Source organism: Chryseobacterium sp. L12 (assembly GCF_056133985.1).
Window position 1 is genome coordinate 18,349 of sequence record NZ_JBVYOF010000043.1, and the last position, 21,932, is coordinate 40,280.

The 21,932-nt window shown below is 36.7% G+C and carries 23 protein-coding genes; 12 read left to right on the top strand and 11 right to left on the bottom strand.

The genetic code is table 11. The features are described 5' to 3' along the window. Positions 1-3: 3 nt before the first annotated feature. The 7 genes from AC0NBN_RS17285 (at position 4) to AC0NBN_RS17315 (ending at position 4,396) form a co-directional block, all read left to right on the top strand. Complete coding sequence (locus AC0NBN_RS17285; protein WP_160813267.1) at positions 4-507, top strand: DUF1281 family ferredoxin-like fold protein; 504 nt, start codon at positions 4-6, stop codon at positions 505-507. Next, positions 504-842 carry a penicillin-binding protein gene (locus AC0NBN_RS17290; protein WP_160813268.1) on the top strand — a complete coding sequence of 113 codons (339 nt, stop codon included), beginning with the start codon at positions 504-506 and terminating at the stop codon, positions 840-842. The genes AC0NBN_RS17285 and AC0NBN_RS17290 overlap by 4 nt, the downstream gene beginning before the upstream one ends. A gap of 12 nt (positions 843-854) precedes the next feature. After that, complete coding sequence (locus AC0NBN_RS17295) at positions 855-1,397, top strand: prtrc system protein e (protein ID WP_160813269.1); 543 nt, start codon at positions 855-857, stop codon at positions 1,395-1,397. A 12-nt stretch (positions 1,398-1,409) separates the two neighbouring features. Then, a complete protein-coding gene (locus AC0NBN_RS17300) occupies positions 1,410-1,628 on the top strand; it encodes a PRTRC system protein C (protein WP_160813270.1) in 219 nt (72 codons plus the stop codon). A 68-nt stretch (positions 1,629-1,696) separates the two neighbouring features. After that, complete coding sequence (locus AC0NBN_RS17305) at positions 1,697-2,857, top strand: hypothetical protein (protein ID WP_160813271.1); 1,161 nt, start codon at positions 1,697-1,699, stop codon at positions 2,855-2,857. A 10-nt stretch (positions 2,858-2,867) separates the two neighbouring features. Further along, positions 2,868-3,593, top strand: a complete 726-nt coding sequence (locus AC0NBN_RS17310) for a PRTRC system protein B (RefSeq protein ID WP_474468939.1) — start codon at positions 2,868-2,870, stop codon at positions 3,591-3,593. Then, entirely contained in the window at positions 3,590-4,396 is an 807-nt protein-coding gene (locus AC0NBN_RS17315; RefSeq protein WP_160813272.1) for a PRTRC system ThiF family protein, read from the top strand. Before AC0NBN_RS17310 ends, AC0NBN_RS17315 begins: the two co-directional genes overlap by 4 nt. A gap of 201 nt (positions 4,397-4,597) precedes the next feature. Here AC0NBN_RS17315 and AC0NBN_RS17320 read toward each other — a convergent pair whose 3' ends face one another. Then, positions 4,598-5,140 (bottom strand): transposase, encoded by a 543-nt coding sequence (locus AC0NBN_RS17320; protein WP_160813273.1) that lies wholly within the window; start codon positions 5,138-5,140, stop codon positions 4,598-4,600. A gap of 432 nt (positions 5,141-5,572) precedes the next feature. Here AC0NBN_RS17320 and AC0NBN_RS17325 point away from each other — a divergent pair, with 432 nt between their 5' ends. From AC0NBN_RS17325 to AC0NBN_RS17345, 5 genes are all read left to right on the top strand, one after another. Next, positions 5,573-5,989: a hypothetical protein gene (locus tag AC0NBN_RS17325; RefSeq protein ID WP_160813274.1), complete on the top strand. Its 417-nt coding sequence runs from the start codon at positions 5,573-5,575 to the stop codon at positions 5,987-5,989. A gap of 18 nt (positions 5,990-6,007) precedes the next feature. After that, a complete protein-coding gene (locus AC0NBN_RS17330) occupies positions 6,008-6,715 on the top strand; it encodes a hypothetical protein (RefSeq protein WP_160813275.1) in 708 nt (235 codons plus the stop codon). Between the two features lie 58 nt (positions 6,716-6,773). Continuing rightward, positions 6,774-7,019 carry a hypothetical protein gene (locus AC0NBN_RS17335; protein ID WP_160813276.1) on the top strand — a complete coding sequence of 82 codons (246 nt, stop codon included), beginning with the start codon at positions 6,774-6,776 and terminating at the stop codon, positions 7,017-7,019. A 484-nt stretch (positions 7,020-7,503) separates the two neighbouring features. Next, positions 7,504-7,863, top strand: coding sequence for a DUF6876 family protein (locus AC0NBN_RS17340; protein ID WP_160813277.1), 360 nt, complete (start codon positions 7,504-7,506; stop codon positions 7,861-7,863). A 65-nt stretch (positions 7,864-7,928) separates the two neighbouring features. Continuing rightward, on the top strand, positions 7,929-8,153 hold the full coding sequence (locus AC0NBN_RS17345) for a hypothetical protein (RefSeq protein ID WP_160813278.1): 225 nt from the start codon (positions 7,929-7,931) through the stop codon (positions 8,151-8,153). Between the two features lie 276 nt (positions 8,154-8,429). Here AC0NBN_RS17345 and AC0NBN_RS17350 read toward each other — a convergent pair whose 3' ends face one another. From AC0NBN_RS17350 to AC0NBN_RS17395, 10 genes are all read right to left on the bottom strand, one after another. Then, entirely contained in the window at positions 8,430-8,906 is a 477-nt protein-coding gene (locus AC0NBN_RS17350; RefSeq protein ID WP_160813279.1) for a PH domain-containing protein, read from the bottom strand. 136 nt (positions 8,907-9,042) lie between these two features. Next, a complete protein-coding gene (locus tag AC0NBN_RS17355; protein WP_160813280.1) occupies positions 9,043-9,780 on the bottom strand; it encodes a hypothetical protein in 738 nt (245 codons plus the stop codon). Next, positions 9,777-10,031 (bottom strand): DUF3853 family protein, encoded by a 255-nt coding sequence (locus AC0NBN_RS17360; protein WP_160813281.1) that lies wholly within the window; start codon positions 10,029-10,031, stop codon positions 9,777-9,779. The genes AC0NBN_RS17355 and AC0NBN_RS17360 overlap by 4 nt, the downstream gene beginning before the upstream one ends. A 48-nt stretch (positions 10,032-10,079) precedes the next feature. Beyond that, positions 10,080-12,122 carry a toprim domain-containing protein gene (locus tag AC0NBN_RS17365; protein ID WP_160813282.1) on the bottom strand — a complete coding sequence of 681 codons (2,043 nt, stop codon included), beginning with the start codon at positions 12,120-12,122 and terminating at the stop codon, positions 10,080-10,082. Next, entirely contained in the window at positions 12,085-12,438 is a 354-nt protein-coding gene (locus AC0NBN_RS17370) for a helix-turn-helix domain-containing protein (RefSeq protein ID WP_160813283.1), read from the bottom strand. The genes AC0NBN_RS17365 and AC0NBN_RS17370 overlap by 38 nt, the downstream gene beginning before the upstream one ends. Before the next feature lie 434 nt (positions 12,439-12,872). Then, on the bottom strand, positions 12,873-14,537 hold the full coding sequence (locus AC0NBN_RS17375) for an RHS repeat-associated core domain-containing protein (protein WP_160813284.1): 1,665 nt from the start codon (positions 14,535-14,537) through the stop codon (positions 12,873-12,875). 219 nt (positions 14,538-14,756) lie between these two features. Next, entirely contained in the window at positions 14,757-15,245 is a 489-nt protein-coding gene (locus AC0NBN_RS17380) for a hypothetical protein (RefSeq protein ID WP_160813285.1), read from the bottom strand. A gap of 4 nt (positions 15,246-15,249) precedes the next feature. Beyond that, on the bottom strand, positions 15,250-18,846 hold the full coding sequence (locus AC0NBN_RS17385; RefSeq protein ID WP_160813286.1) for an RHS repeat-associated core domain-containing protein: 3,597 nt from the start codon (positions 18,844-18,846) through the stop codon (positions 15,250-15,252). A gap of 11 nt (positions 18,847-18,857) precedes the next feature. Beyond that, the gene (locus AC0NBN_RS17390; protein WP_160813287.1) at positions 18,858-21,695 is read right to left on the bottom strand and encodes a hypothetical protein; all 2,838 of its coding nucleotides are present in this window, start codon (positions 21,693-21,695) and stop codon (positions 18,858-18,860) included. 6 nt (positions 21,696-21,701) lie between these two features. Further along, positions 21,702-21,932: T9SS type A sorting domain-containing protein (locus tag AC0NBN_RS17395; protein WP_474468945.1), on the bottom strand; the 231-nt coding region annotated here is incomplete at its 5' end.

The following is a 21,932-nucleotide window of genomic DNA, read 5'->3' on the forward strand; positions in this document are numbered from 1 at the left end:
ATTATGGCAAATTGGTGCAGTAACACAGTTGTTTTCGAGGGAAGTCCCGAATCAATTGAACAAATAAAATGGCTGTTTCAAAGCATGGCAACAAAAGAACAGCAGGAGCAAAAAGGGCAACTTCCCGATTTTGTAAATCAATACAATGGCGGATATTTCTTCGATTTGTATTTTGATAATGAAGAAACAGCAGTATTTCAGTATCAGACCAGATGGTCGCCCAATATTGAAATTATCCAAGAGATAGCAGAATATTACAAAGTAGATTTTGTACAGGATTACGAAGAGATGGGAAATCTTATTTACGGACAGGCAATACATCACAATGAAATACTTCAAGACATTTATCTCGAAGACGAAGATTTTGAACAATATGAGTATGATGAAGAAAACGATTGCTATCATTTTGAGGACAAAGAATTTAATAGCGATAGCGAAATTTTGGAAATCCTTTTGGAACGAAAAATCAAAAATCAGTTTAAGATTATTAAAAATCAGCAATCATGACACGTTCAAATTTACATATCAAATTGAGCAATGGAAAATCCATTATATGTGTTGCCGATAGCAGTTCCGCGCCCGAACAAGGTTATATTTTAGAACAAATTTTATTGCTACTTCTTTCATTTAACGACAGCGAACAGGAAATGGCTCTACTATCGGAACATTGTACGATGGATGAAAGGCGAACCAACGCAACTTACCGTTACACAATTAACCTAATTACTAAGGAAGTTAAGTTTTTTGAAGAGCATTTCAGCTATACAAACTTTAATTTCAGAAAAGGCAAGGATATAACGGAACGCTATAACAGTTACCTAAAATCTATTAAACAACAATAAAAATTTTAAACAATGCAAACCAATTTTTTCAGACAACTCGCCAAACTTAACCTTATCGGGGATTTACAGATAACTCTAAGACCAACCACAGAAAACAACTTCGTCCTTTCCGTACTGCTCAATAACGAGCAGTGTGGAGATGAAGCAAGAAAACTCATTCCGCCTTTAAATCTTCGTGGAACAGCCGAAGAATTGGACAATGGATTTTTTGAAAGTATCACAGTACCATTACAGACCACTTCGGGATTAATGGTGGATATGGAAAGCTATATGAAACAGCTTGAAGAAGCCAGGAAAAAATCCGCAATGGAAAAAGAAAAAGCGGATATGGAAAAAAAGGAAAAGGAAGCCAAAGAGAAAAAGTACAAGGAAGCATTCCAAAAAGCCGAAGCACTCGAAAAAGAGGGCAAATACAAAGAAGCGTGGTCGGCACTTCCAAAAGTATCGGAAAACCCTGATTTCGGTGAAGCTATCCGCAAAAAACAGGATGAATACGAAAGACATTTTGCCCCAAGTCTTTTTACCGAAACTGTAACTAAAAATGTAGAATCCTAAAAATCAAAAATTATGTTATTAGCAACACAACTAATCCGATTATTCATATTAATTGACAACGGACAGGAAATCAAACTACCAGACCCCGAACCCAAATGGAGCGTAGAATCGGTAATGAACTTTTATGCTAACACTTATCCGATTTTAACTACCGCAAAAGTTTCTGCCCCACAAATCAAAGATGATAACATTGAGTACCGATTTGAAAGCGTAATGGGAACTAAAGGATAATAATTGTCGGTTGATGGTTAATAGCCAAAGCCTACAACCAATAACTCACAACCAACAACAAAACAAAAATGAATGCAACACAACATCATATCGGGAAAAATAGAACTTCCCGAAGAACTACAACAACGAAGATTGCACCGACAGTTGGGCGAGTTCGCAAAGTGGCTACAAAGACCAAAGACAGCGAACGAAATACGGAAAGACAAACAGAAATCCGTACCGAAAGCAATGCTTCCAATGGTTTTCTAAAATGCAGGTTTCTGCCAAAACTGGAAGAAGTACCAACGATACAGGATTACAAAGAAATGGAGAAAACAGAGAGGGATTTTTATAAATCCCTTTCTCAATTTTCCCAACAGTATGGCGTGGAACCAATGCAGACCAAATGTTTTGAATTTCCCTATAATTTGGCTTTGGCACTGTGGGATATGGAACCCAAATTGGAGCAGGTTAATGAAGATTGGAAAAGTTTTAAACTCATTCGGAACAATAAGAAAATTCATTTTTCAAAAGAGGAACGGTATTATACAGGAACATCTCTTTACTATATTCCCATTGTACCGCTTTTCCAAATGCTCCACGACAAGCAATGTAAAAAGAATGCTCAACTATTACTTTCGGTTTGCAGTTATCTGTGTCATATTGCCGATGTACCGTATTACAGGAAGCAAAACAGTTATCTGTATTGGATATACGAAATGCACGAGGATTGGATAGAACAGGGCGATGAAGCGGAAGAAGATTTGCAGGAGTTCAGACGTGAATTTAGAATTTCAAAAACCATAGGCGACAAGATAGAGAAAAAACTATATAATCATAAAAATCTGGAACTATTTGAACAGCGTTTGAGCCGTTTTAAAACGCATACCACCTTCGACCACGATTGCTATAAAGTGGCTTCCGATGCTTTTACCCTTTATACGGAATATCCGAAAACAAGCATTTTCCGAAATAAACCAACGCCTGAACAAGACCCATACAATGATGATTGTAATAAAGCAATCGGTATGGATATGTATATTTCGTTTGTTGCCGATACAAAAGGTTACTTATATAGCAATATTGAAGAAAGTATTAATGCAGAGTTTGGTGAATACGGAAGCATTGAAGAACCTACCATATATACACCCATTAACGGAACTACAATCAGCAAAGCAGATTTTGATTTTGAGCACCGCCTGTTTACCTTAATGGACAACCTATACAGAGTATTAACACTAACCAATTAACTCATAAAAAATGAACGATATAATTGATACAGCCAAAGACTTCGGAACATTGTATGAACCTAAATCTGCATTGGTTTTTTATGAATCCTTAGATAAAAATGCAACGATGTATGTTGAGCATTTTGATATGGACAGGAATGGCAATCCAATCAACGCCCATCCTTTGACCGTAAACGAAGCCAGAGCATTAGCAAAATCTTTGCAAATTGATGAAGAAAAGGACAAAACTTTTCTAAAATCAAAAGGAATTTTACCTACCAACATTCTGAATATCAATCCGAGCCAAAACGGTTCTGTACTTTGGTATACTAAATCACAGGAGCGACAGATGTACTTTGTGAAGAATTTGGAAATTCCCAATGGGAAAGCACAGGTTCCTGCAATGCTTTGGTTTGCCGATAAAGAAAACCTTTCGGTTTTTGCTCTGACAAGTGACAAAAGACCAACCGAAAAAACAACATTACATTACGCACCGTTTTTTAACGTGTATGAGGACGGTGCGGTCTGTATGGGAACAGTAGATGTCAATATCAAAAATTCGGCTTCCGTTGAAGAATTTATAAAGGCGTGGGAAGATTATTTTTTCCATTCCTATTTCAGTCACTTATTGGATAACTACAATCCGATAAAAGGAAACTGTGTAAATCTTTGGAAAAAATTAATGGAAACAGGCGAAACCTTTCCTGTGGAAGTATTGAAAAAAAATAGTAAAACCCTTAAAAATCTATTGCGATGAATATAAAAAATACAGTCCATTTTACGGACAATGAGTTAATCAGTCCGACCAATCCGATTTCGGTAAACCTTATCGGAGCAGGAGGAACAGGTTCTAAAGTTTTAACCGCTTTAATGGAAATGAATCACAGTTTAATTGAATTAGGACACGCAGGATTGTTTGTAAGATTGTGGGATGATGATGTCATTACAAGTGCGAATTTAGGCAGACAGCGTTTTGCTGAAAGTGAAACAGGATTGTACAAATCTGTGGCATTAATCAACCGAGCCAACCGTTTTATGGGAACAAATTGGAAAGCTGAAACTGTGAAATTTGAGAAAGACCGTTTTGAAAGATTTCCCGAAAATGCAAAGGCAACCATTACCATTAGTTGTGTGGACAGCGTAAAAGCAAGGTTTGACGTTGCAGGAATTCTGAAAGGAAAAAGCGATTACAGGAATTACAGTAACGAACCGAAATATTGGCTGGATTTCGGGAACAGCCAATTTACAGGACAGGTATTGCTATCAACAGTTGGAACAATCAGACAACCCAAATCCGAGAAATATGAAACTGTGTCAAATCTTCCATTTGTCACGGAAGAATTCGGAGAACTTTTAAAGCAGTCCGAGCAGGAGGATGATACGCCGAGTTGTTCACTTGCAGAAGCATTGGAAAAGCAGGATTTATACATTAACTCTACACTTGCACAAATGGGATGTTCTCTTTTATGGAACTTATTCCGCAACGGACTGACCGAAAATAGGGGATTTTTCCTTAATCTGAAAAACTTTCATTCCCAACCCATAAAAGTCGCCCGATGAAAAATCGGGCGGCAAAAATGCCATTCCTCCCTATGGTCGGAATCGCATTTTTGCAGTTTAAATCGGATGCAACCCCATTTCTAAAACATTTCCATACTTTTCCCTTGCATGTTCTGAAAAGAGATTGCGAAATTATTTTGAAAATTCATTGAATTTTAAATTTAAAAGTAACCGATATTAAAAATCAACTGTTAAGTTATTTTAATTCCAGAGGACTTTTAAATCTCTGAACTCCAAGCTTGATTTTGTTTTTTCAAACAGATTTCTTACAGGTTGTGATGTTGTTTTGAACCTGAATAATTTTATAAATAAAGGTTCACCTTGTATATCTTTAAATGAGAAAGTAAGCTTCAAAGGAGTATTACTTGCTAATTCGGGATATGGTTTGCTTGATTTATACAAATCAACTTTATATTCATTTCCTTCAATATCTACAATGGCAATGTCTTCGATAGCCATTTTTTTATTCTCATCCTTAGCTTCAATAAGAAATGCAATTTCAATATTTTTTCCGGCTTTATTTCCAATCACTTTTGTTATTTTGAAAGAGGAATTTTCTTTTTCTGTTTCAAGAATTGGTTTGTTAATATCAAGAACACTTTTTAGATATTCGTTTTCAGAAGTTAAAATTTTATTTGTTGATTGCAAAGCTTCATTTTCTTTTTTGAGAGCCTCGCAATTGGATTGACCGTATGCCATTAATGAGGTAACAGTTAGTGCTGACAGGAGTATAAATTTCATCATTTTGTTTTTGTTAAAATACCTTAGTTTATTGTAAATATAAGAATTTCAAAAATACAATTTTTGCTTTGTATTTTTTGATTTTTTAATCAGAAAATTACTCTGTACTTCTTTTGCTTTTTATTCTCTGACCGTCAGTTCGTTTTCAGTATGCAAAAGTATAAATCCCGTTTCTGCTCAAAAAAATCTTTTTGGGTTTCTAAAAAAATTCTCTGCATTTCACTCCGATAATTTTCCCAGACTCTCCTGAATCCTGCGGACAAAAAGATTTCGGAGCCTCCATTCCAATGCTTCCATTTCGGTTTTGGCTGAAACGGAATTTCTATCGTCAGAAAGCAATGAAAAACGACAAGCCGGTCAGATAAAAAAGCAGAGCGTTCTTTGACATTTCCGAAAATAATAAAACAAAATATTAACAATTTAAAATTCAAAAAAATGAAAACAAAAAAACCAGAACAAATAGAATTTTTCAGTTTAGGAAATGGTATCTCGGTTTGCGATACCAATAGAGAAATTAACGGAGATTATAAGAAAGTAGCTCACATATCGAAATACAGAGAAGTGAAATTTTTATGTAAAATTTCGGATGAATCGAAAAACAGAATACTGTGTTATGCTGAAAGTGCAAACCCAACAATTTCTATGACACAGAATGAACCTGTTTTCATCGAGAAAATGTTCAGATACACTGTCTATTTCAAAGAGTTCAGAAAAGTTTGTTACGCCTACAATCTCGAACAGGCATTTACAGAAGCTAATGTATATGCAAGAAAAAATAAATTATCTCTGGATTTTTCAATCGAAGATTCAGAAACATTCGTTGAGAATCATCCCTATTTCGGCATCAAATAATCACGTTAAAATCTTACTATGAAAGAGTTAGCAATTAAAACACAATGCACAAAAGGAAACAAACCCAACTATTTGGGTTTTGTTTCCCCTTTCCTGAATACGGAAGGTCTGTTATTACCTGATTGTCAAAAAAATCAAATTGATACTTACCAAGCGAAAACAACTCTAAAACAGGCAGAGAAAATGGTTGAAGGTCTTCCGCTTACAGCCGAGGAGTACCTTAATATTTTGAATATTGAAGGATTAAACGAATTTCCTCCTGAAAAATTTCAGATTGTTTTAGATACTATTGATGATTTTTTTAAATGTCATGGGTATCCAGAAAAAAACAAATATCCACTTCGGGTATTTTACGGATTTAAAAAACTGACAAAGAAAATAGTAAAGAAACCCTCCGTAATAATCCTTTATGAGAATGGATGTTCACGATTAAATGACAGATATGTCAATAGAGCAATGAAGGTCATTTATCAGAGATTACAGACAGATGAAGAAACAAAAGATGCTAAATACTGTAACAGATTATTTTCAAAGAATGAATATTTCATCAATGAGAAAATCTGGAAAGGTAACATTGAAGCTATTCTGCATCATAATTTTTTGGCAGATAAAAATAATGTTCCGAAAGATGAAAGGGAATATATTAAGGGGCTTCTGAAAAAAGATGTTTTTGATTTCTATGGCGATAAAGTTTCAAGATTTTTTCAATCATCATTTAACTTTTAAAGCTGTAGCAATATGAACAGAAATAATATACAATCATTCAAATTAAATACTACAAATTATGGTAATTAAAAATTATAAAACAGAAACACTCCTAAAAAGGCTGGAAAACTATGACCAAAAATACTATGAAGCGGTTTGCAAGCCGTCAAATATTGGCTTTGGTTACGGAATGAGAGCTTACCACGCACTAAAAGTCCAAAATCCGCCTGAATGGAAAATTAAAGACAAAGCAGAACCAATCGCTGAAGAACTTCGGAAAAGAGGTGTAAAATTCAACACTCATTTTCTGAAGCTATCAAACTAAGCAATACGTTTTTTGTAATTAATATATTAAACAGTCAAAATCAAACTAAAAGATTTCATTTCCTGAAATCGACAAATATCTATTTTCAAAGTATCTGATTTCCCTCATTCCTGATACAAATACCTCAGACATACGCTCTATTCTCTGACTGTCAGTTCGTTTTCAGTTTGCAAAAGTATAAATCCCGTTTCTGCTCAAAAAAATCTTTTTGGGTTTCTAAAAAAATTCTCTGCGCTTCACTCCGATAATTTTCCCAGACTTTCCTGAATCCTGCGGACAAAAAGATTTCAGTGCCTTCATTCCAATGCTTCCATTTCGGTTTTGGCTAAAACGGAATTTCTATCGTCAGAAAGCAATGAAAAACGACAAGCCGGTCAGATAAAAAAGCAGAGCGTTCTTTGACATTTCCGAAAAATTAAAAATCAAATCTTAAAAAACCGACAGTGTCGAAAAAATGAATAATAACAATTTAAAATTTCACACTATGAAAAATCCAAACATTTCAGCAAATGAGTTCTATGACCATTTTATAGGTACAGAAAACTATTACAAGTACCCTTTTGGAATACTATTAACTGACGGCGTGAAAGCTGTCGCTGACGAAGAAAAATGCTATTGGTTCCTTGATGCCATTGCATCTTACCAGTTTGAAACAAAACTTAAAAAGGAAGAATTTCAGGTCTGGAAAATTCAAAGGATTGAAGATACCAGATTTAAACTCTCAGCAACAAATGGGAATAATAAAATCTTAGTTACCCAAGACATTGAATTTTCAGATTTCTTCTTTAATGAATTTACCATTTGGAAAGAAGGTAATGTACTACTGCTTCCAAGTGAACATTAAAACCATAAAACCTCACGATGTACAGGCAATCGTATTTTTATTAATAACTCTAAAATAACAATGATATGAACAAGAAAGAACTTGCAGCGTATAGAGCAAGAAAAATAGAAAATATGAATAAGGCAAAACAATTAATAAAGCACCCTTTCAGAGAAAAGGAAGGCTTTGTTTTGGAAGTTGAATGTACCGAAAAAGAGCATTCTGCCTACTGTGCAAAATTAGGATGTAGTGGCACGTATTCCGATATAAGCGGAAAGGCTTTTTTATTAAACTTTTTTCAATACATATAAATACTATGGGAACTTTACTCAATCATCTGTAAAGTAGACTTATAAAGCGATAGGAATTAATTTTCTATCGCTTTTTTCATTTTTACACTCATAAATCTTTTCGGGTTTCTGGCAGGAGGCAAAAATGCAATTCCTCCCTATGGTCGGAAACGCATTTTTGCAAAAAAGGAAGCAATCACATTTCTAAAACATTTCCGGTACTTTTTCCTTGAGATATTTTTGAAAAGAGATTGCAAAGCTGATTTTACTAAAATTTAATACGAATGAAACAGATAATTATTTGATTGAATTATCTTTTAGCATCATTATAGCATCTCTCAGTTCCATAGGATGCTCAATGAAATAGGTATTCGTTACATCTCCAGTAGTTGCAACCAATGTTCCAAAATTCAAAGCCTTTCCTAAAAAACTTTGATGCAGGTGCATTCCTTCAAGCTTATTTAATGAGAGGTCGGAAAGTGTTTTTCCTAATATTCCTGTGGAAAATGTAAGATGATAGTCAGTGACATAAATTTTGGTGCTTCTATTTCTCAAGAAACGTAATAAACCTCTGATGAAAAGATAAATAAGAAACAGAGAAATAAGACCCACAAAACCAACCATATATTTATAGCCTAATAATAAAAATGAGATAACTCCTAAAGAACCGATTATAATAAAGAAGATAGGAATTACATAGGAGATCCAATGGATTTTGGCTTCATAATGAATAATAGGATTAAATGCTTCAGACTCTGCAAGTAAGTTTTTCATATATTGTGTGGTAATCATAAATTCCGATCTAATTTAGTGAAAAAGCAGACAATAAAAAACTAAAATGGAAAAATCAATTCATAAATTTAGAGGTCAGCAAACGGATTTTGTATCGGTCTGATGATATACTGTCTTCTTATTCATCTGAAGTTGATTTTGGGCGTTTTATGGTTTGCAGGGCAATCTTCTGGGAAGTGGCATTGCCCGATTGCAATTCACTCTGAAGAAAGGGCATTGTGTTTTTTATGGAAGACTTCCAATTTGTTATCGGTTTATTGTAACCATTTTTCCAACCGTTTCCGAGCCAACTGTCGTATTTTTCTTGAATAAGATAATCTAATTCAAGAATATAGTTTTCCAATGTTTTCGCATACTCCGTAAATTCTTCCAAGGACGGAATATTCCCGGAAAGCGGAATGGGTATGGGAACCTGATTTTCCTCAGACTCATCAGAAGACAAATTTTGATTCTGTGGAGATTCAATTTTTTGTAATGATTTTCCGATGGGTTTCTTTTTTGTTGGAATTGTCTTTTGACTCCTTTTAGTCGTCGAATCTCCTTTGTCGGTTTCAGGTTTTTCAAGAACGGATAATACCGGCGAATATTCCGGAAGAATTTTGTAATGTCCGGGAAGTCCGTTTTTGGATTGATACTGAATCATTCCCAGATTACAAAGTTTTTGGCGTAACGTAATAATGGTTGGTCTTGTAATTTTAAGCCGTTCGCAAATTTCGGTATCCGAAAGACTGAAGTCATTTTCTTCGTTTTCTCCCCATACTTTCAACAAAAAAAGATAGAGGGCAGCAGCAACTGCTCCCAATGATTCTTTTTCGTTGTATTCCCAAAACTTTCCGATTAATCCCAATTCATTCATTTTTTATGCAGAGCCATTAGCTGCATTGCTTTCTCTTTATCAATGATGATAAGATTTCCGTTTTGGATGATGGCATCATCCAGTATTCCGCTGGATTTGATTTCCGCTGCTTTCGAGCGGGAACATCCCAGCGTTTTGGCTAAACCTTTAAGACCGTATTCATACTTTTTTTCCGGAACATTGTGTTTTTGTAATTTCAGGAACTCTTCGACAGTCAGCTGAAGAAGTGGTTTTTTCGGATCGATATTCATATTGTTTTTCGTTTTTTAACATTCAGACGGTTTGAATTACCATTCCTCTTATTTTTTGAGCTCATAATAATTTTCAGAATCTTTGACAATCAATTCTTTCTCCCGCATAAATTTAATATAGCTTTTTGCCGTTCGGTCTTTGACTGCCATCATACTTTGGAGCTTTTCACATAATCCGGCATAGGTATAACGCTTTTGCTGTGAAAATAGAGTTCGGGCAATATTTGTCAATTCTATCTCTTTGCGTTTCTCTTTTTCTTCTTTGGTTTTTTCTCCGACAAAAACATGCATTCCTTTTTCCTTGTCCCAGGAAAATTGAATAAGCGGTACATCCAAAGGACTTCCGTCTCTTACTTTTAAAGCTTTCACTACAGATATTTGAGGATTATCATCTTTCTCAATGGATAGAATAGCAGCTGCTTTTCTCTGAAGCTCGCTTCCGAGATGTCCCCGAAGCTTGAGTCCGTTGGGTGTGAAATGCAGCACACCGATAATACAGGTTTTATAAATTCCTGCCATACGGTAGAGTTCATCAATTAAGGCAACACTTTCCGCTTCATCATTGGCACCTCGTATCAAATCGGCTATTCCGTCTATAACCACCATATGAATCCCTGAAAATTGGTAAAAAAATTTATCCATACTCTGCAAGATTGCCTGCATCCTTTCTTTTCTTGACATACCTGCCAGACAATAGGCTTTGAAATAGTCAGGCATATTTTCTCTTCCGGAGCGTTTCAAGATGCCTGAAATATTTTTATACAGCTGGGTTTCGGATTGTTCGGTATCGTAAAGTAATACGGCTTTGCTATCCGTATTTGGGAGTATATTGGTTCCTAATGTATCAATGTAATCGTCCTGACGCAGAGTTCCTGCTATCAGGCTTCCTACATAATTACTTTTTCCGGTACCTTCACCTCCTGTCAATCCCATTAAATTTCCCTGTGTACCCAGAGGAACATCATTAATGGAAATGAGCGTTTGTGATTCTATGGGAGGCTGGGTAAAATTGATTTCGCAAGGTTTCAGTATAGCCATAGTTTCATTATATAATTGGTCTAAAAATTCAAGGAATAATTGATTAAAGTCATCTTTGGTATTTCCCATTCTGAAAAAATCGGAAATATCCTTTTCCTGCTTGGTTCCTGAAAGTGTGAGCTTCAAACGATTTACACCGAAACCGGATAATTGTTTCTGGTGCCTGAGCGAAGCTTCCAAACCGGCTTTATCCACATCATACAAAATCAGAATATGCTTGAAACGATAGGAAAGTTTTTTTATCAGACTTTCAGGTATCGAGCTGGTTTCACTGTTGAAGCAAATTGCATAAAATCCTTTGGAAGCCAGTGACAATACATCCTTTTCCCCTCCGGTAATAAACAAAGTGTTTCCTTTGGCGGGCAATTGCTCCAACCCGAAACAATAGGATTCGGGCAGATTTCCACCGTATAGAAATCGGATTTGAGAAAACGGGCGATAAATTTTCACATATCTTTTACCGAAATATCCAAATATAGGTTCCTGTTCTGATGAATACATCGTAAAAGGTTTTGAGTCTTTATTTTCACTCGAAAACTCGTCCAATGAAACAACTTTGTATAATTTCAGAATTTCACGGGTAATACCATACTGTTTCCAAAACTCAATTTCCTTCTGGGTAAAGCTGCGTTCAAATACGGAATATGGTTTAGGGTTATAGGACTGCTCCTTTTCCTTTATGACATTTTCATTTCTGCTCTCTGTTTTTGTTTTTGAGGGGTATCTTTTTTGGGGCAAAGCATATCCTTTTTCCAATCCCAAATTCATTTCTTCATTGATTTGCTTCAGTATTTCTGTAAAATCTTTGGTGCAGTCCAGGCTTTTAATTTTTCCTACGATTGAAAAACAATCGCCGTCATAATGAGAATCGCCAAAATCCTTCATACGGTACATACCGCTTCTGCGGTCAAAGTAGATATTGCAGGATGCCTTGGTATCTTCATAAAAAGGATTTTTAAAGTTTCTGCCTACACGCCAGTCTCCCGGAAGGTAGTGTTTGAAAATATCCAGTCCGTCACGGGTGCTGCTCAGCACTTTGTTTTTGTCTAACATTCTTTTGGTGGTTTTGTATCAGGTCTTGTAAGCATTCTTCACTCCGGCGGATCAGGTTTTCCTGCAACATCCTTTTGATTTCGCTGATTTTGTAATAGTTTTTCCCTCTAATACGGGAATAGTCGATTTTCTTTTCGCTGCGTAGTCTTTGTAGGGTTCGGTCACTAATCTTCAAAAAGGTACATACCTCATGGCTGTCTACCCAACAGTCTTCCTCATCTTGTGTGTTTTGTTGGGAAATAACATAATCGAAGATTGTGTCCACTTTTGACATCAAGCTTTTAAATGCTTGAGATTCAATAGTGATTACTTCCATTAGTGTTTTTTAGTTCAATCCCCAAAATTAGTAGTAGTAATCGTGAAATGCCAATTGAAAGGCGGTCAATAACGGACAGGAAAAAGACAATAGCAGACAATGAATTTTATCCGGATAGGATAAAGAATTTAAGTTCAATAATTTTTTTGACAGCATCAGCAAAAAGGAAGAATATTATTGAAAGAGTGAAATTCAGGCTCATCAGGGCAGGTGCATAGGTGCAAGTATTTATAATACTTGCACCTTGCACCAGTCCCAAATGCCGATGAATAAAGGATTGGAGTTTTGAATTTTTTTAGCTAAATTTGCACTATGAGTGGTTTGCAGACAATAGGTAGACATCCATTTAGTAAAAATGGTATAGGAAACGCTCTAAATCGTACCCCTCGATTGAAAACACATACGTTTGATATTGAATATTAGTTGATTATGTGTTATTTCGTAATTTTTTGATAAAATGATTTCACTAATTTATTAAAATAGGCATTTTTTAAATCAGAATTCGATAAACCAAAATACCCACCATCATCACCAAACCCAGGTTTATTATTTTTATAATTAGAAATATCTCTTAAAAACTTATTATATATTGGGTTGTTATTAACATAACTCTGCATCCACGGGCTCAGCGAGCTACCACCGCCTCCGCCACCACCGCTTGAGCCGCCTGCATCAATATAACTAAAGCTTGCAGAAAGATTTGAGCTTTGATTACTGCCTCCTAAAGAACTAAAGTTGTCTCCGTTGAAGCCACCCATGGAGCCATGAAAGTAAAAATACCAGTAAACGCTTTGAGCATCCTGTCCTTCAAAAGTCTGTGAAGACCTCCCATCCGGATCAATAAACCTCATTGGGTTGTTGACAGCGTAGTGATAAGGCGAGTGTCTTGTGTACATTTCCGCCAGCGGGTCAACCACTCCCCATCTTCCAATATCCGGCATGTAGAACCTTGCACCGTAGTCATACATCCCAAGTTCCTCCTGAAGTTCCTTACCGTTGTATTGGTATTTGTAGTCTCCAATGGCACTAATCCCTATGCTGTGTCTTAATCCAAATGCGTAATAATCGTTTTGCTGTACAATGATCGCCGTATTTCCTTCTCTTGCAAAACTGACTCTTACATTACCCAAATGATCATTGTAGTGGTAAATATAACGATTATTTGCAAAATCAAAATACCCTTCCGAAGTGGCATAAAACTGAAGACCGCTTATGTTTCCTGTAGTACCTGTATCTTGATGATACTGAAATCCATCAATGTATTCTGTAGTGGCAAGTGCATCTGTTTTACCCCTGCCAAAGAAATAATGATGTACTTTCTTTACTTTTACTCCATCTGCACGGTAAGAGTAGCTTGTGTTCTGATAAACATCTCCTGTAGTTCTTCTTACATAATTACTGAACTTCACATAAGAAGGAAGATCTAAAATATTATATTTAATCTCCAGAATGCCTTTGTCAATATGGCTGGTCATGCTTCCGTTGTCGTCATACGAAATGATATTGCCGGAAGTCTCGGGATAACCTGCATAGTTGTTTTTCAGATCCACTACAGACTCCAGCCTGTTGCCGCTGGGATAGCTGTATACCAGCTCATCAATCTCTTCTACCGTTCCGGTGTAGCCTTTCTGGTTTCTTTTAAGGCTCGTAATATTTCCGTTGGCATCATAACTCATGAATTCGTTATAAAACCCATTTTGTGGAACAAAAGATTCCGGCTCCTGATAGATTGCTGCTTTTAATCGGTTATAAGCATCGTACTGATAACTGTATCTTTTTAGCACACCGTCACCGCTGCTTTTCCAGGTCATCTCGGTAATGTTCCCGTTGTAGCGGGCTTGGGCTACAGAGGCGTTGGAAGTGGAAGCAAGCTTCAGCTCATACCCAAAAAGATCGGTTCCCAGGTTGTCGGGATTGTTGACCTTGGTGAGCGTACCTCGGATGTTGTAGGCATAGTCGATGCTCTGGAGGTTGTTTCCCACTTTTTTGTTGGTCACCTGTCCCAGTTCGTTGTAGGTATAATCTGCCAGAAGCTCCTCTGCGTTGGTGTTTACTTTATGGTAGTGCTGTTTCAGCCTGAGAATTCCATACTTGATCAATAAACGATTGAGATAACATTCCCGTAGGATCGTTATACATGATCGGATTGTTGTTGGCGTAATGATAAGGAGATAAATGCGGGGTTACTTCCGCGAGCGGAGGGCATCTCCAAAATTTGCAAAACTATCAATAAAGTCTTTTTTTAAAGAATCTATCCATTTATCTATTGCGTTTTTGGGATTTTTTTCATCCGGGATCAAATCAACACATTTGAAACACTACCGCAATTTTAAGGTTAAGGTTTCCCCATAGACCTTCAGTTCATTAAAGCTATTAAAAACTATTTCTTTATCATTAAAACTTATTTTATAAATAGGAGGATTACTGTCAAAAAATAATGAATTTGTTAATGAAGTAAACTTATTAGATTTATCAGATTTTTGAAAGGCTTTATTTCCAAAAAACAAAAAATCTTTTTTACCAGATTCTACTACTCCAACTATATTTTGCTTTGGAATAAATAAAATTGGATTAAATGATTTCATATTTTGATTATCATTAAAAAAAACGAGTATTTGATAAATTTCTTGATTTTTACCATTTATTTTTGACTTTATAGTTCTTGAGTATATTTTTGCCGGAACGACATTTCCGCTATCATTTAATAAAGAATATTTGCTTTCATATTTAAGTAAGGTACCACTTTGTATTATGTAAAAAAATACTAAACACAATAATATTATAGAAATTAAAACAAACTTTTTCATGTGATTATTGACCAAAAATTTTAATATTATTTAATGAGGAATTAAAAGTTGGGTAACCCATATATCTACGATATACATAACCGCTGTTTCCTGGATAGTTCTTAAAATGTCGATGACTATAACCGAAGTCAGACATTTTGATTCTACTGTGTTCAGCATATATAGATTCTTTATTAGATATCATGATACCTACGTGACCTGTGGCATCAGAAAAATTAGCAGAAATCGCTACAATATCACCTGCTTGAGGGGAAGTAACAATTTCCCAGCCTGGAACTATAAAATTAGGATCTGCCCACTGACCAGCCGTAACAGGTGTTCCAAAGCCAACGAGTCCTAAGATTCCATTATCATTAGGGGTGTAAATTCCTGTTTCTTCTAAAACTTCATCAACAAACAAATTACATTTATTAGTTCCTGCTGAAAATCTTCCCCTTTTAACATCGTAAGCCCAATCTTTACTGTCATAATGTTTCATAGCATTTTTTATTATTAATTGTCTTGTTTTGCTTAGGTCGTTTTGTTGTGTTGTTGCAGGAAATAGTGTTTTAATTCCTGTATTTCCCAAATAACTCTGCATCCACGGGCTTAGTGAGCTACCACCGCCACTTGAACCTCCCGGATCAATATAATGAAAAAATGATGAAAGGTTAAATTCCTGTCCACCCAAAGAACCAAAACTGCTTCCGCCACTAAGACTTGATATACTTCCGCCAAATACCAAATGCCAATACGCATTTACAGCATCCTGTCCTTCAAAAGTCTGTGAAGATCTCCCATCCGGATCAATAAACCTCATTGGGTTGTTGACAGCATAGTGATAAGGCGAGTGTCGTGTGTACATCTCCGCCAGCGGATCAATGGCTCCCCATCTTCCGATATCCGGCATGTAGAACCTTGCACCGTAGTCATACATGCCCGTCTCTTGGAGTTCCTTACCGTTGTACTTGTACTGATATGCATTGTTAATATTTTGGCTATTAGTATTATGCAACATCCCAAACGGATAATAATTACTAATTCCTTCTATTTCTCCAGGTATAATGTAACTGCTACAGTTGCCTCCGAAACATTCTTCAACAACGAGATCTCCCGTTACCAAACCATTTCCGTCTGCATCGCTGTAACTTAATCTTATGTTACCTAAATGATCAGTAAAGTTATAGAAATAAGCATCTCTCTGCGCATCGTAATAACCCTCTGAAGTGGGAATAATAACCATTTTTATTTCAGACCCTACACTTTTATATTGAAAACCATCTACATAATGGGTTTCTACAGTTCCAAAGAGCTTCTTCACTTTTACACCGTCTGCTCTGTAGGTGTAATCTGTCACTAAAGAGTTTCGGGTAACTTGTTTGGGTAAATTTAAATAATTATATTGAATTGAAGAAATCCCCTTGTCCTGATAAGAGGTCATGTTCCCATTATCATCATAAGTAATATCGGCAGGAGTTGTCTGGTAAGGATACCCGAATGGCAAAGGAACTGCTTCGCTCACTTTCTGTAAGCGATTACTAGAGTTACCGCCTTCGTATTGGTACGTAAGATTATCAATCAATAAAGCAGTAGAACCCATTCTCTGGGCGGTTCTTTTCATTGACATTATATTTCCGTTGCTGTCGTAAGTAACTTTCTCATAATGTTCTCTGAGCGAGGGATTTGTTTCATCCTGATAAAACCCTGCAGACAGCCTGTTCATGTCATCATAAACATATCCGTATGTTTTAAGAGGCTCATTGGCTTGTGCAGCTGTTTTCCAGTCTACTTCAGCAATATTTCCGTTATATCTCGGTAGAACTTTCAAACTTGTATCTGAAGTGTCAGGAACCTCCAAACCATCAACCTGATGGTATTTAATTTTATAACCGAATAAATCACTTCCAAGATTTGCAGGATCATTTATCTGTGTCATCCAACCCCGGATGTTATAGGTATAATCCACTTGCTGTAAGGGATTTGTCAGTACAGTTCCGCCTACTTTCTTGTGTTCGAGCTGAGAAAGTTCGTTATACTTATTACGGGATAAAATTTCTTCCGGTTTATTATCTATTTTATGCTTATGAAGCAATAATCTGTTTTGGTTATCGTAAGTAAAAGACTCTGTAATTACCTTCTCATTGTCAGAATTAAGTCTTTTATGTTTTGTGATAACCTGTTGTGGAACACCTGCAAAATCCAGCCGCTTTTCTGTTTTGGTATAGCCTCCCAGATGGTTTTTTCCATGGCTTCCGATGGCTCTTCCCAAACGGTCGTACCAGATCTGGGTAGAAGACCATGCATCATCTTCCAGATTCTTCACCATGGAAGCGGTAGCCATAGATTTAAGGCTTCTTATGCTGCTCACTCCGTTGGAGGTGATATTAACTGTACCCGAAAGGGTAGTCTGCGTTAAAATGGCTGTTGGCGTGCTTACCATATTCCCCGGAATCGAAGGGTACGTATCGTAATAATTAACCGAATACGGGACAAAAGATGTGGAAGGATATGCGGTGTTGGTGTAGAAGATCTGCTGTCCATTCAGGGAAAAAGAAGAGGTACTTCTGTTTTCATTGTTCAGACCTTTGGCATTGGCATTAGCCTGCTCCTGCTGTCTGCTTCCTCCGGTGAAAACTCCGGTATACGCCACTCGTCCGAATTTATCATACCGGGTGAAGAGCCAGCGGTTGGGACTTTGGGAATTGTTTCTCATGTTGGCATCCTGCGTGGCAACCAAACGGTTTTGCTGATCGTATACCATGTATTCCCAGCCTTTTCCCGGAAGTTTTTTCTCCACCTGACGGAAACGGTTGTCATATACATACTGGTAACAAAGATCGTTGAGGATCTGCGGCGTGACCACATTGTTATTTGCGGTGATTTTTTCGTTGCCTTTGGGGGAGATCACAAAAGCGAGCTGACCGTAATTGTTGTAGACATAATAAGTATCCAGCTTTCCGGAAGCCCCTTCTTTTCTGAGCAGGACGGTTTTGCCTTCGGAGTTTTTAAAATCCAGCGTTACATTCCCGTCTTCATCGGTAACCTTGCTTTTCGACAGCTGGTTGGGGGAGTAGAATTCTATTCCGCTGATAGAAGTGGTAAGTGTTCCGCTGTTCCATGAAGTGGTGGTATTGTATTTTTTTACCTGATCCGAAGTAGTATTGGTAAGATATTCCATTTTTACGGTGTGCCCGGTTGCCATTGCCCATTCGGTTCCCGGATGAGCGGTTTCCTGCACTCTTGCCAATGGCGAAGCTTCAATTTTCTGTTCAGAATACGCGTTGGCAACACCATAATAGGTATTGACTGCTGTTTGGTTGACAGCACCGTGTATGGCTCCGTTTCCTGTCGCTGCCGGAATGGGAAGCAGTTTTCGGGATTCTCTCCCGAACTGGTCATATTCTACAGGAACCACCAGATCCTGCCCCAGTGGTGTGGCTTTGATCTGAACGACCTGTTTCGCTCTTCCCAAACCGTCAAAATACTGCACGGTCTCGCTTTTCTTGCTGCCATCGGCTGAAAGGTAGACTTTGGTGTAGACGTAATTTTCGCTTGTTGTGAGACTTTGCGCCAATATAAGATTGACTGCAAATAGACACAGCGCAATGATTATTTTTTTCATGATTTCTGTTTTTAGTTTTTATAATTATACTGGTGTTCTTTTACTGTATTGCCATTGACGTCAACTACTTTCAAAAGTCTGTTGAAGGAATCGTATTTGTACAGCTCCATCATCCCGTTAGGCGGAATGGTAGTGGTGATTCCCACCAAAGGATTGTAAGTGTAGCAGGTCACCATAAAGTTCTCAAGTGCCGAATCGTTTTTAAAGGTGTTCAGCGCAGCAATCAAAGCCTGCTCTTTGGCTTCTTCCTGAGCAGCCGGAGCATTGGCATCTTCGTTGGATGCATTGACAATGGCAGTAATCAGCGAAGAAGGAATATCCGACAGTTTTGCACCTTCTATTTTGGCAATCGGCATGGTTTTGTTGTACCCGTAAATAATGGTGGTGGGAACGCCCACAGAACCCACTTCCGGAAAAGCGGTAAACTGTACAAGGTTGCCTTTATCGTCATAAATGTCATACGAAACGTTTTTCAGCGACTGCGAAAGATTATCCGGCAAAAAGCTGATCTGCGAAGTCGGATAAAAATGAGATGCGTTCTCAAACTTGGTTTCTGCCTTGGAAATCACCGTGCCGTTTCTTTTGGTTTCTACGGTCAGGGGAATGTCTTTAATATGTGCATTCCAAAGTTTGGGATTAGAAGCAACATGCTGAAAAGGATAGGTAAGGTTTACCTCATTCACAACTCCGTCTGCACCTGTATTTTTTTCTTGGGTTACATTATAATCGTTTACACTTCTGGTCACTTCAGAAATATTGGAATACGATCCTGTTGAAGTATATGATGTTGAAATGGTTTTTTGATTTCGGACAATTCCATTTCTAATCAAATGCTCATATCTGTAATAACCTCTAAGCGTAGCTATATCAGATACAATACTGTCCTTTTGAATCACCTGATGATTCGAATTATACACTTCTCTTTTTTCAAGTAAACCAGGCTTAAGGATATTTTCATATCGTACGACATTTGGCTGAGTAGTGTCCGGACTAATAAAAGTAGGCTCATCTTTAAGCGTTTTATAATAGTATTTTGTGTATCCGGAATTCTCTCCTACGGTTTCTTTTACGTTGCTGTAAGTTACGGATTGCTCAAAGCCATTATCATTAAGGTAACCACTGGTTTGGCTGCTTTCATTAAACAGTTGATAATTGTATGTTCTCGTTAAAGCAGGGTTAATGGTATTATTATCGAGATATTCGATTCTTTTGATTCTCACTCCTTTTCCGGTAGAAAAATTGGGAAGAGGATTAGATTTATAGCGTATTCTTCTTACATAAAGAGTTCCACTTTTTTGTATAGCATTCAATGTAAGAGAATTAGTACCCGGAGGATATTTTTTGTGACCATTTGGATCTAATACCCCACCATTCAGCTCTGGAGTATATGCCTGATAATCGTTTGTGGGCTGTATCGGGTCATTAGGAGATACTCCATTTGCAGCCAGATAGTAATAAAGATAGCTATAACCATCAGGTTCATCAGTATTATATGGTAAATTAAATGTAACACTGCCTCCGCCGTTTCTGTTATTAAAAGCAAAGTCACCAATGAATTCAAAATATTGGGCATCTCTGTCTACAACTTCATGAGGAGGTGCTGTAACTTTAATATCGGGAAAGCTTTTATCCACATAATATTGATTGGGTTCAAAAGTATATTTTACTTCTGTTCCATTTGGATATTTTATAGATTGCAGTAAAGCTATTCCCAAATATTTAGGATTATAATGCTCGTACGGAAAACAGGTAACAAAAGGATTAATGTCAGAAAACTCTGACCAGTAATCTGTAAAATCAAAATTCTGTTTCAGATGGGGATATTTGATTTCTGTAGTTTCGTATGCTGATCCGGATCCATATTTTAAAATTTTCTTTAAAAGCCTTTTTGGTTGAGATTCTACCTGTGAACAAGGAGCTGTATATCCCGAAAGGTATCCTAATGGGTAACTTATAGCGCCGGAAACGGTTTCCATTATGTATTTTTCTACTTGTTTTCCTGCTGTATTTCTAAAAGTAATGCTGTTGAGTGCAAATGGATCCTGATATGACTTTCTGTCATTGATATTCAGGGTATAGTCAAAATGAATGCTTCCAAAGTTATGAGCCGTAATCTTTTGAATTTTGAGTGTCTTTACGGGAATTACAACATTATTATTAGCCGTAAAATTATAACTGTCATTTGTATATTCTAATGATACAATCTCATTATTGTTCACATCATTTACTCGGGTAAGATAATAACAGCTCGTAAATTTTTTCTCTGCTGAGTTTGAAAAAACAATGTTTTTATAATAAGAGACATCTAAATCTTCAAAAAAATATGTAATGCCATTTTCATCTTTTATGGTAAATTTATAAAGATCTGTTCCTGTTTCCGTTGCAGTGATTGTATATTTATTTTCTGTAATGTTGTAAACATTTAGATTTCCGAAAATATCTTTTTCAAAATAAAATGTTCCACTTTTTCCCATAAAACTAAAATGATAATTATTAGTAGGACTATGATCTATCGAATTAATCTCTCTGTAAATAACATTTGAAGCTCCTGACACATTCCATCCCAAGCCTACATCGCTTGCCTTGCTTCCCATAAATGTGTTATTGGGATGATAGCTCAGTCCTATATTGATGCTTACGTTTTTATTATGTGTCGGCAAGGTAAAAAACGGAATGCCAATATCCGGTATTCCGGTAGATATTGCCGAAGGTGATTTTATTTTACTGGCAACCCCAGATGCTGTGGGAGCGGTTATGTTTAATCCAGGAATCGTGGATTCATATGCTTGTCCATATAAGACAAAAGAGCATGTCATAATTAAAAGACCTAATAATTTATTAACTGTCATCTGTATTTATTTTTTAATGATTTTCGCATTAGCGGTTTTGTTGTCATTGGTTTTCACCACCACCAGATACGCTCCCTGAATGAGGTTTTGGGTGTTGATCTTTGTGATTTTGTTTTTTGTTTTCAGGCTTTGCAGCTGTCTTCCGCCCATGTCATAAATAATGATCTCAGCTTCAGACTTCCCGTCACCCAGCTTCCAGCTTGCGGATTCCATTCCGATCTCCACATAACAGTAATC

Excerpts from the sequence above, each read along its gene's own strand:
- AC0NBN_RS17285 (WP_160813267.1), top strand. The coding sequence starts at position 4 with ATGGCAAATTGGTGCAGTAACACAGTTGTTTTCGAGGGAAGTCCCGAA.
- AC0NBN_RS17290 (WP_160813268.1), top strand. The coding sequence starts at position 504 with ATGACACGTTCAAATTTACATATCAAATTGAGCAATGGAAAATCCATT.
- AC0NBN_RS17295 (WP_160813269.1), top strand. The coding sequence starts at position 855 with ATGCAAACCAATTTTTTCAGACAACTCGCCAAACTTAACCTTATCGGG.
- AC0NBN_RS17300 (WP_160813270.1), top strand. The coding sequence starts at position 1,410 with ATGTTATTAGCAACACAACTAATCCGATTATTCATATTAATTGACAAC.
- AC0NBN_RS17305 (WP_160813271.1), top strand. The coding sequence starts at position 1,697 with ATGAATGCAACACAACATCATATCGGGAAAAATAGAACTTCCCGAAGA.
- AC0NBN_RS17310 (WP_474468939.1), top strand. The coding sequence starts at position 2,868 with ATGAACGATATAATTGATACAGCCAAAGACTTCGGAACATTGTATGAA.
- AC0NBN_RS17315 (WP_160813272.1), top strand. The coding sequence starts at position 3,590 with ATGAATATAAAAAATACAGTCCATTTTACGGACAATGAGTTAATCAGT.
- AC0NBN_RS17320 (WP_160813273.1), bottom strand. The coding sequence starts at position 5,140 with ATGATGAAATTTATACTCCTGTCAGCACTAACTGTTACCTCATTAATG.
- AC0NBN_RS17325 (WP_160813274.1), top strand. The coding sequence starts at position 5,573 with ATGAAAACAAAAAAACCAGAACAAATAGAATTTTTCAGTTTAGGAAAT.
- AC0NBN_RS17330 (WP_160813275.1), top strand. The coding sequence starts at position 6,008 with ATGAAAGAGTTAGCAATTAAAACACAATGCACAAAAGGAAACAAACCC.
- AC0NBN_RS17335 (WP_160813276.1), top strand. The coding sequence starts at position 6,774 with ATGGTAATTAAAAATTATAAAACAGAAACACTCCTAAAAAGGCTGGAA.
- AC0NBN_RS17340 (WP_160813277.1), top strand. The coding sequence starts at position 7,504 with ATGAAAAATCCAAACATTTCAGCAAATGAGTTCTATGACCATTTTATA.
- AC0NBN_RS17345 (WP_160813278.1), top strand. The coding sequence starts at position 7,929 with ATGAACAAGAAAGAACTTGCAGCGTATAGAGCAAGAAAAATAGAAAAT.
- AC0NBN_RS17350 (WP_160813279.1), bottom strand. The coding sequence starts at position 8,906 with ATGAAAAACTTACTTGCAGAGTCTGAAGCATTTAATCCTATTATTCAT.
- AC0NBN_RS17355 (WP_160813280.1), bottom strand. The coding sequence starts at position 9,780 with ATGAATGAATTGGGATTAATCGGAAAGTTTTGGGAATACAACGAAAAA.
- AC0NBN_RS17360 (WP_160813281.1), bottom strand. The coding sequence starts at position 10,031 with ATGAATATCGATCCGAAAAAACCACTTCTTCAGCTGACTGTCGAAGAG.
- AC0NBN_RS17365 (WP_160813282.1), bottom strand. The coding sequence starts at position 12,122 with ATGTTAGACAAAAACAAAGTGCTGAGCAGCACCCGTGACGGACTGGAT.
- AC0NBN_RS17370 (WP_160813283.1), bottom strand. The coding sequence starts at position 12,438 with ATGGAAGTAATCACTATTGAATCTCAAGCATTTAAAAGCTTGATGTCA.
- AC0NBN_RS17380 (WP_160813285.1), bottom strand. The coding sequence starts at position 15,245 with ATGAAAAAGTTTGTTTTAATTTCTATAATATTATTGTGTTTAGTATTT.
- AC0NBN_RS17385 (WP_160813286.1), bottom strand. The coding sequence starts at position 18,846 with ATGAAAAAAATAATCATTGCGCTGTGTCTATTTGCAGTCAATCTTATA.
- AC0NBN_RS17390 (WP_160813287.1), bottom strand. The coding sequence starts at position 21,695 with ATGACAGTTAATAAATTATTAGGTCTTTTAATTATGACATGCTCTTTT.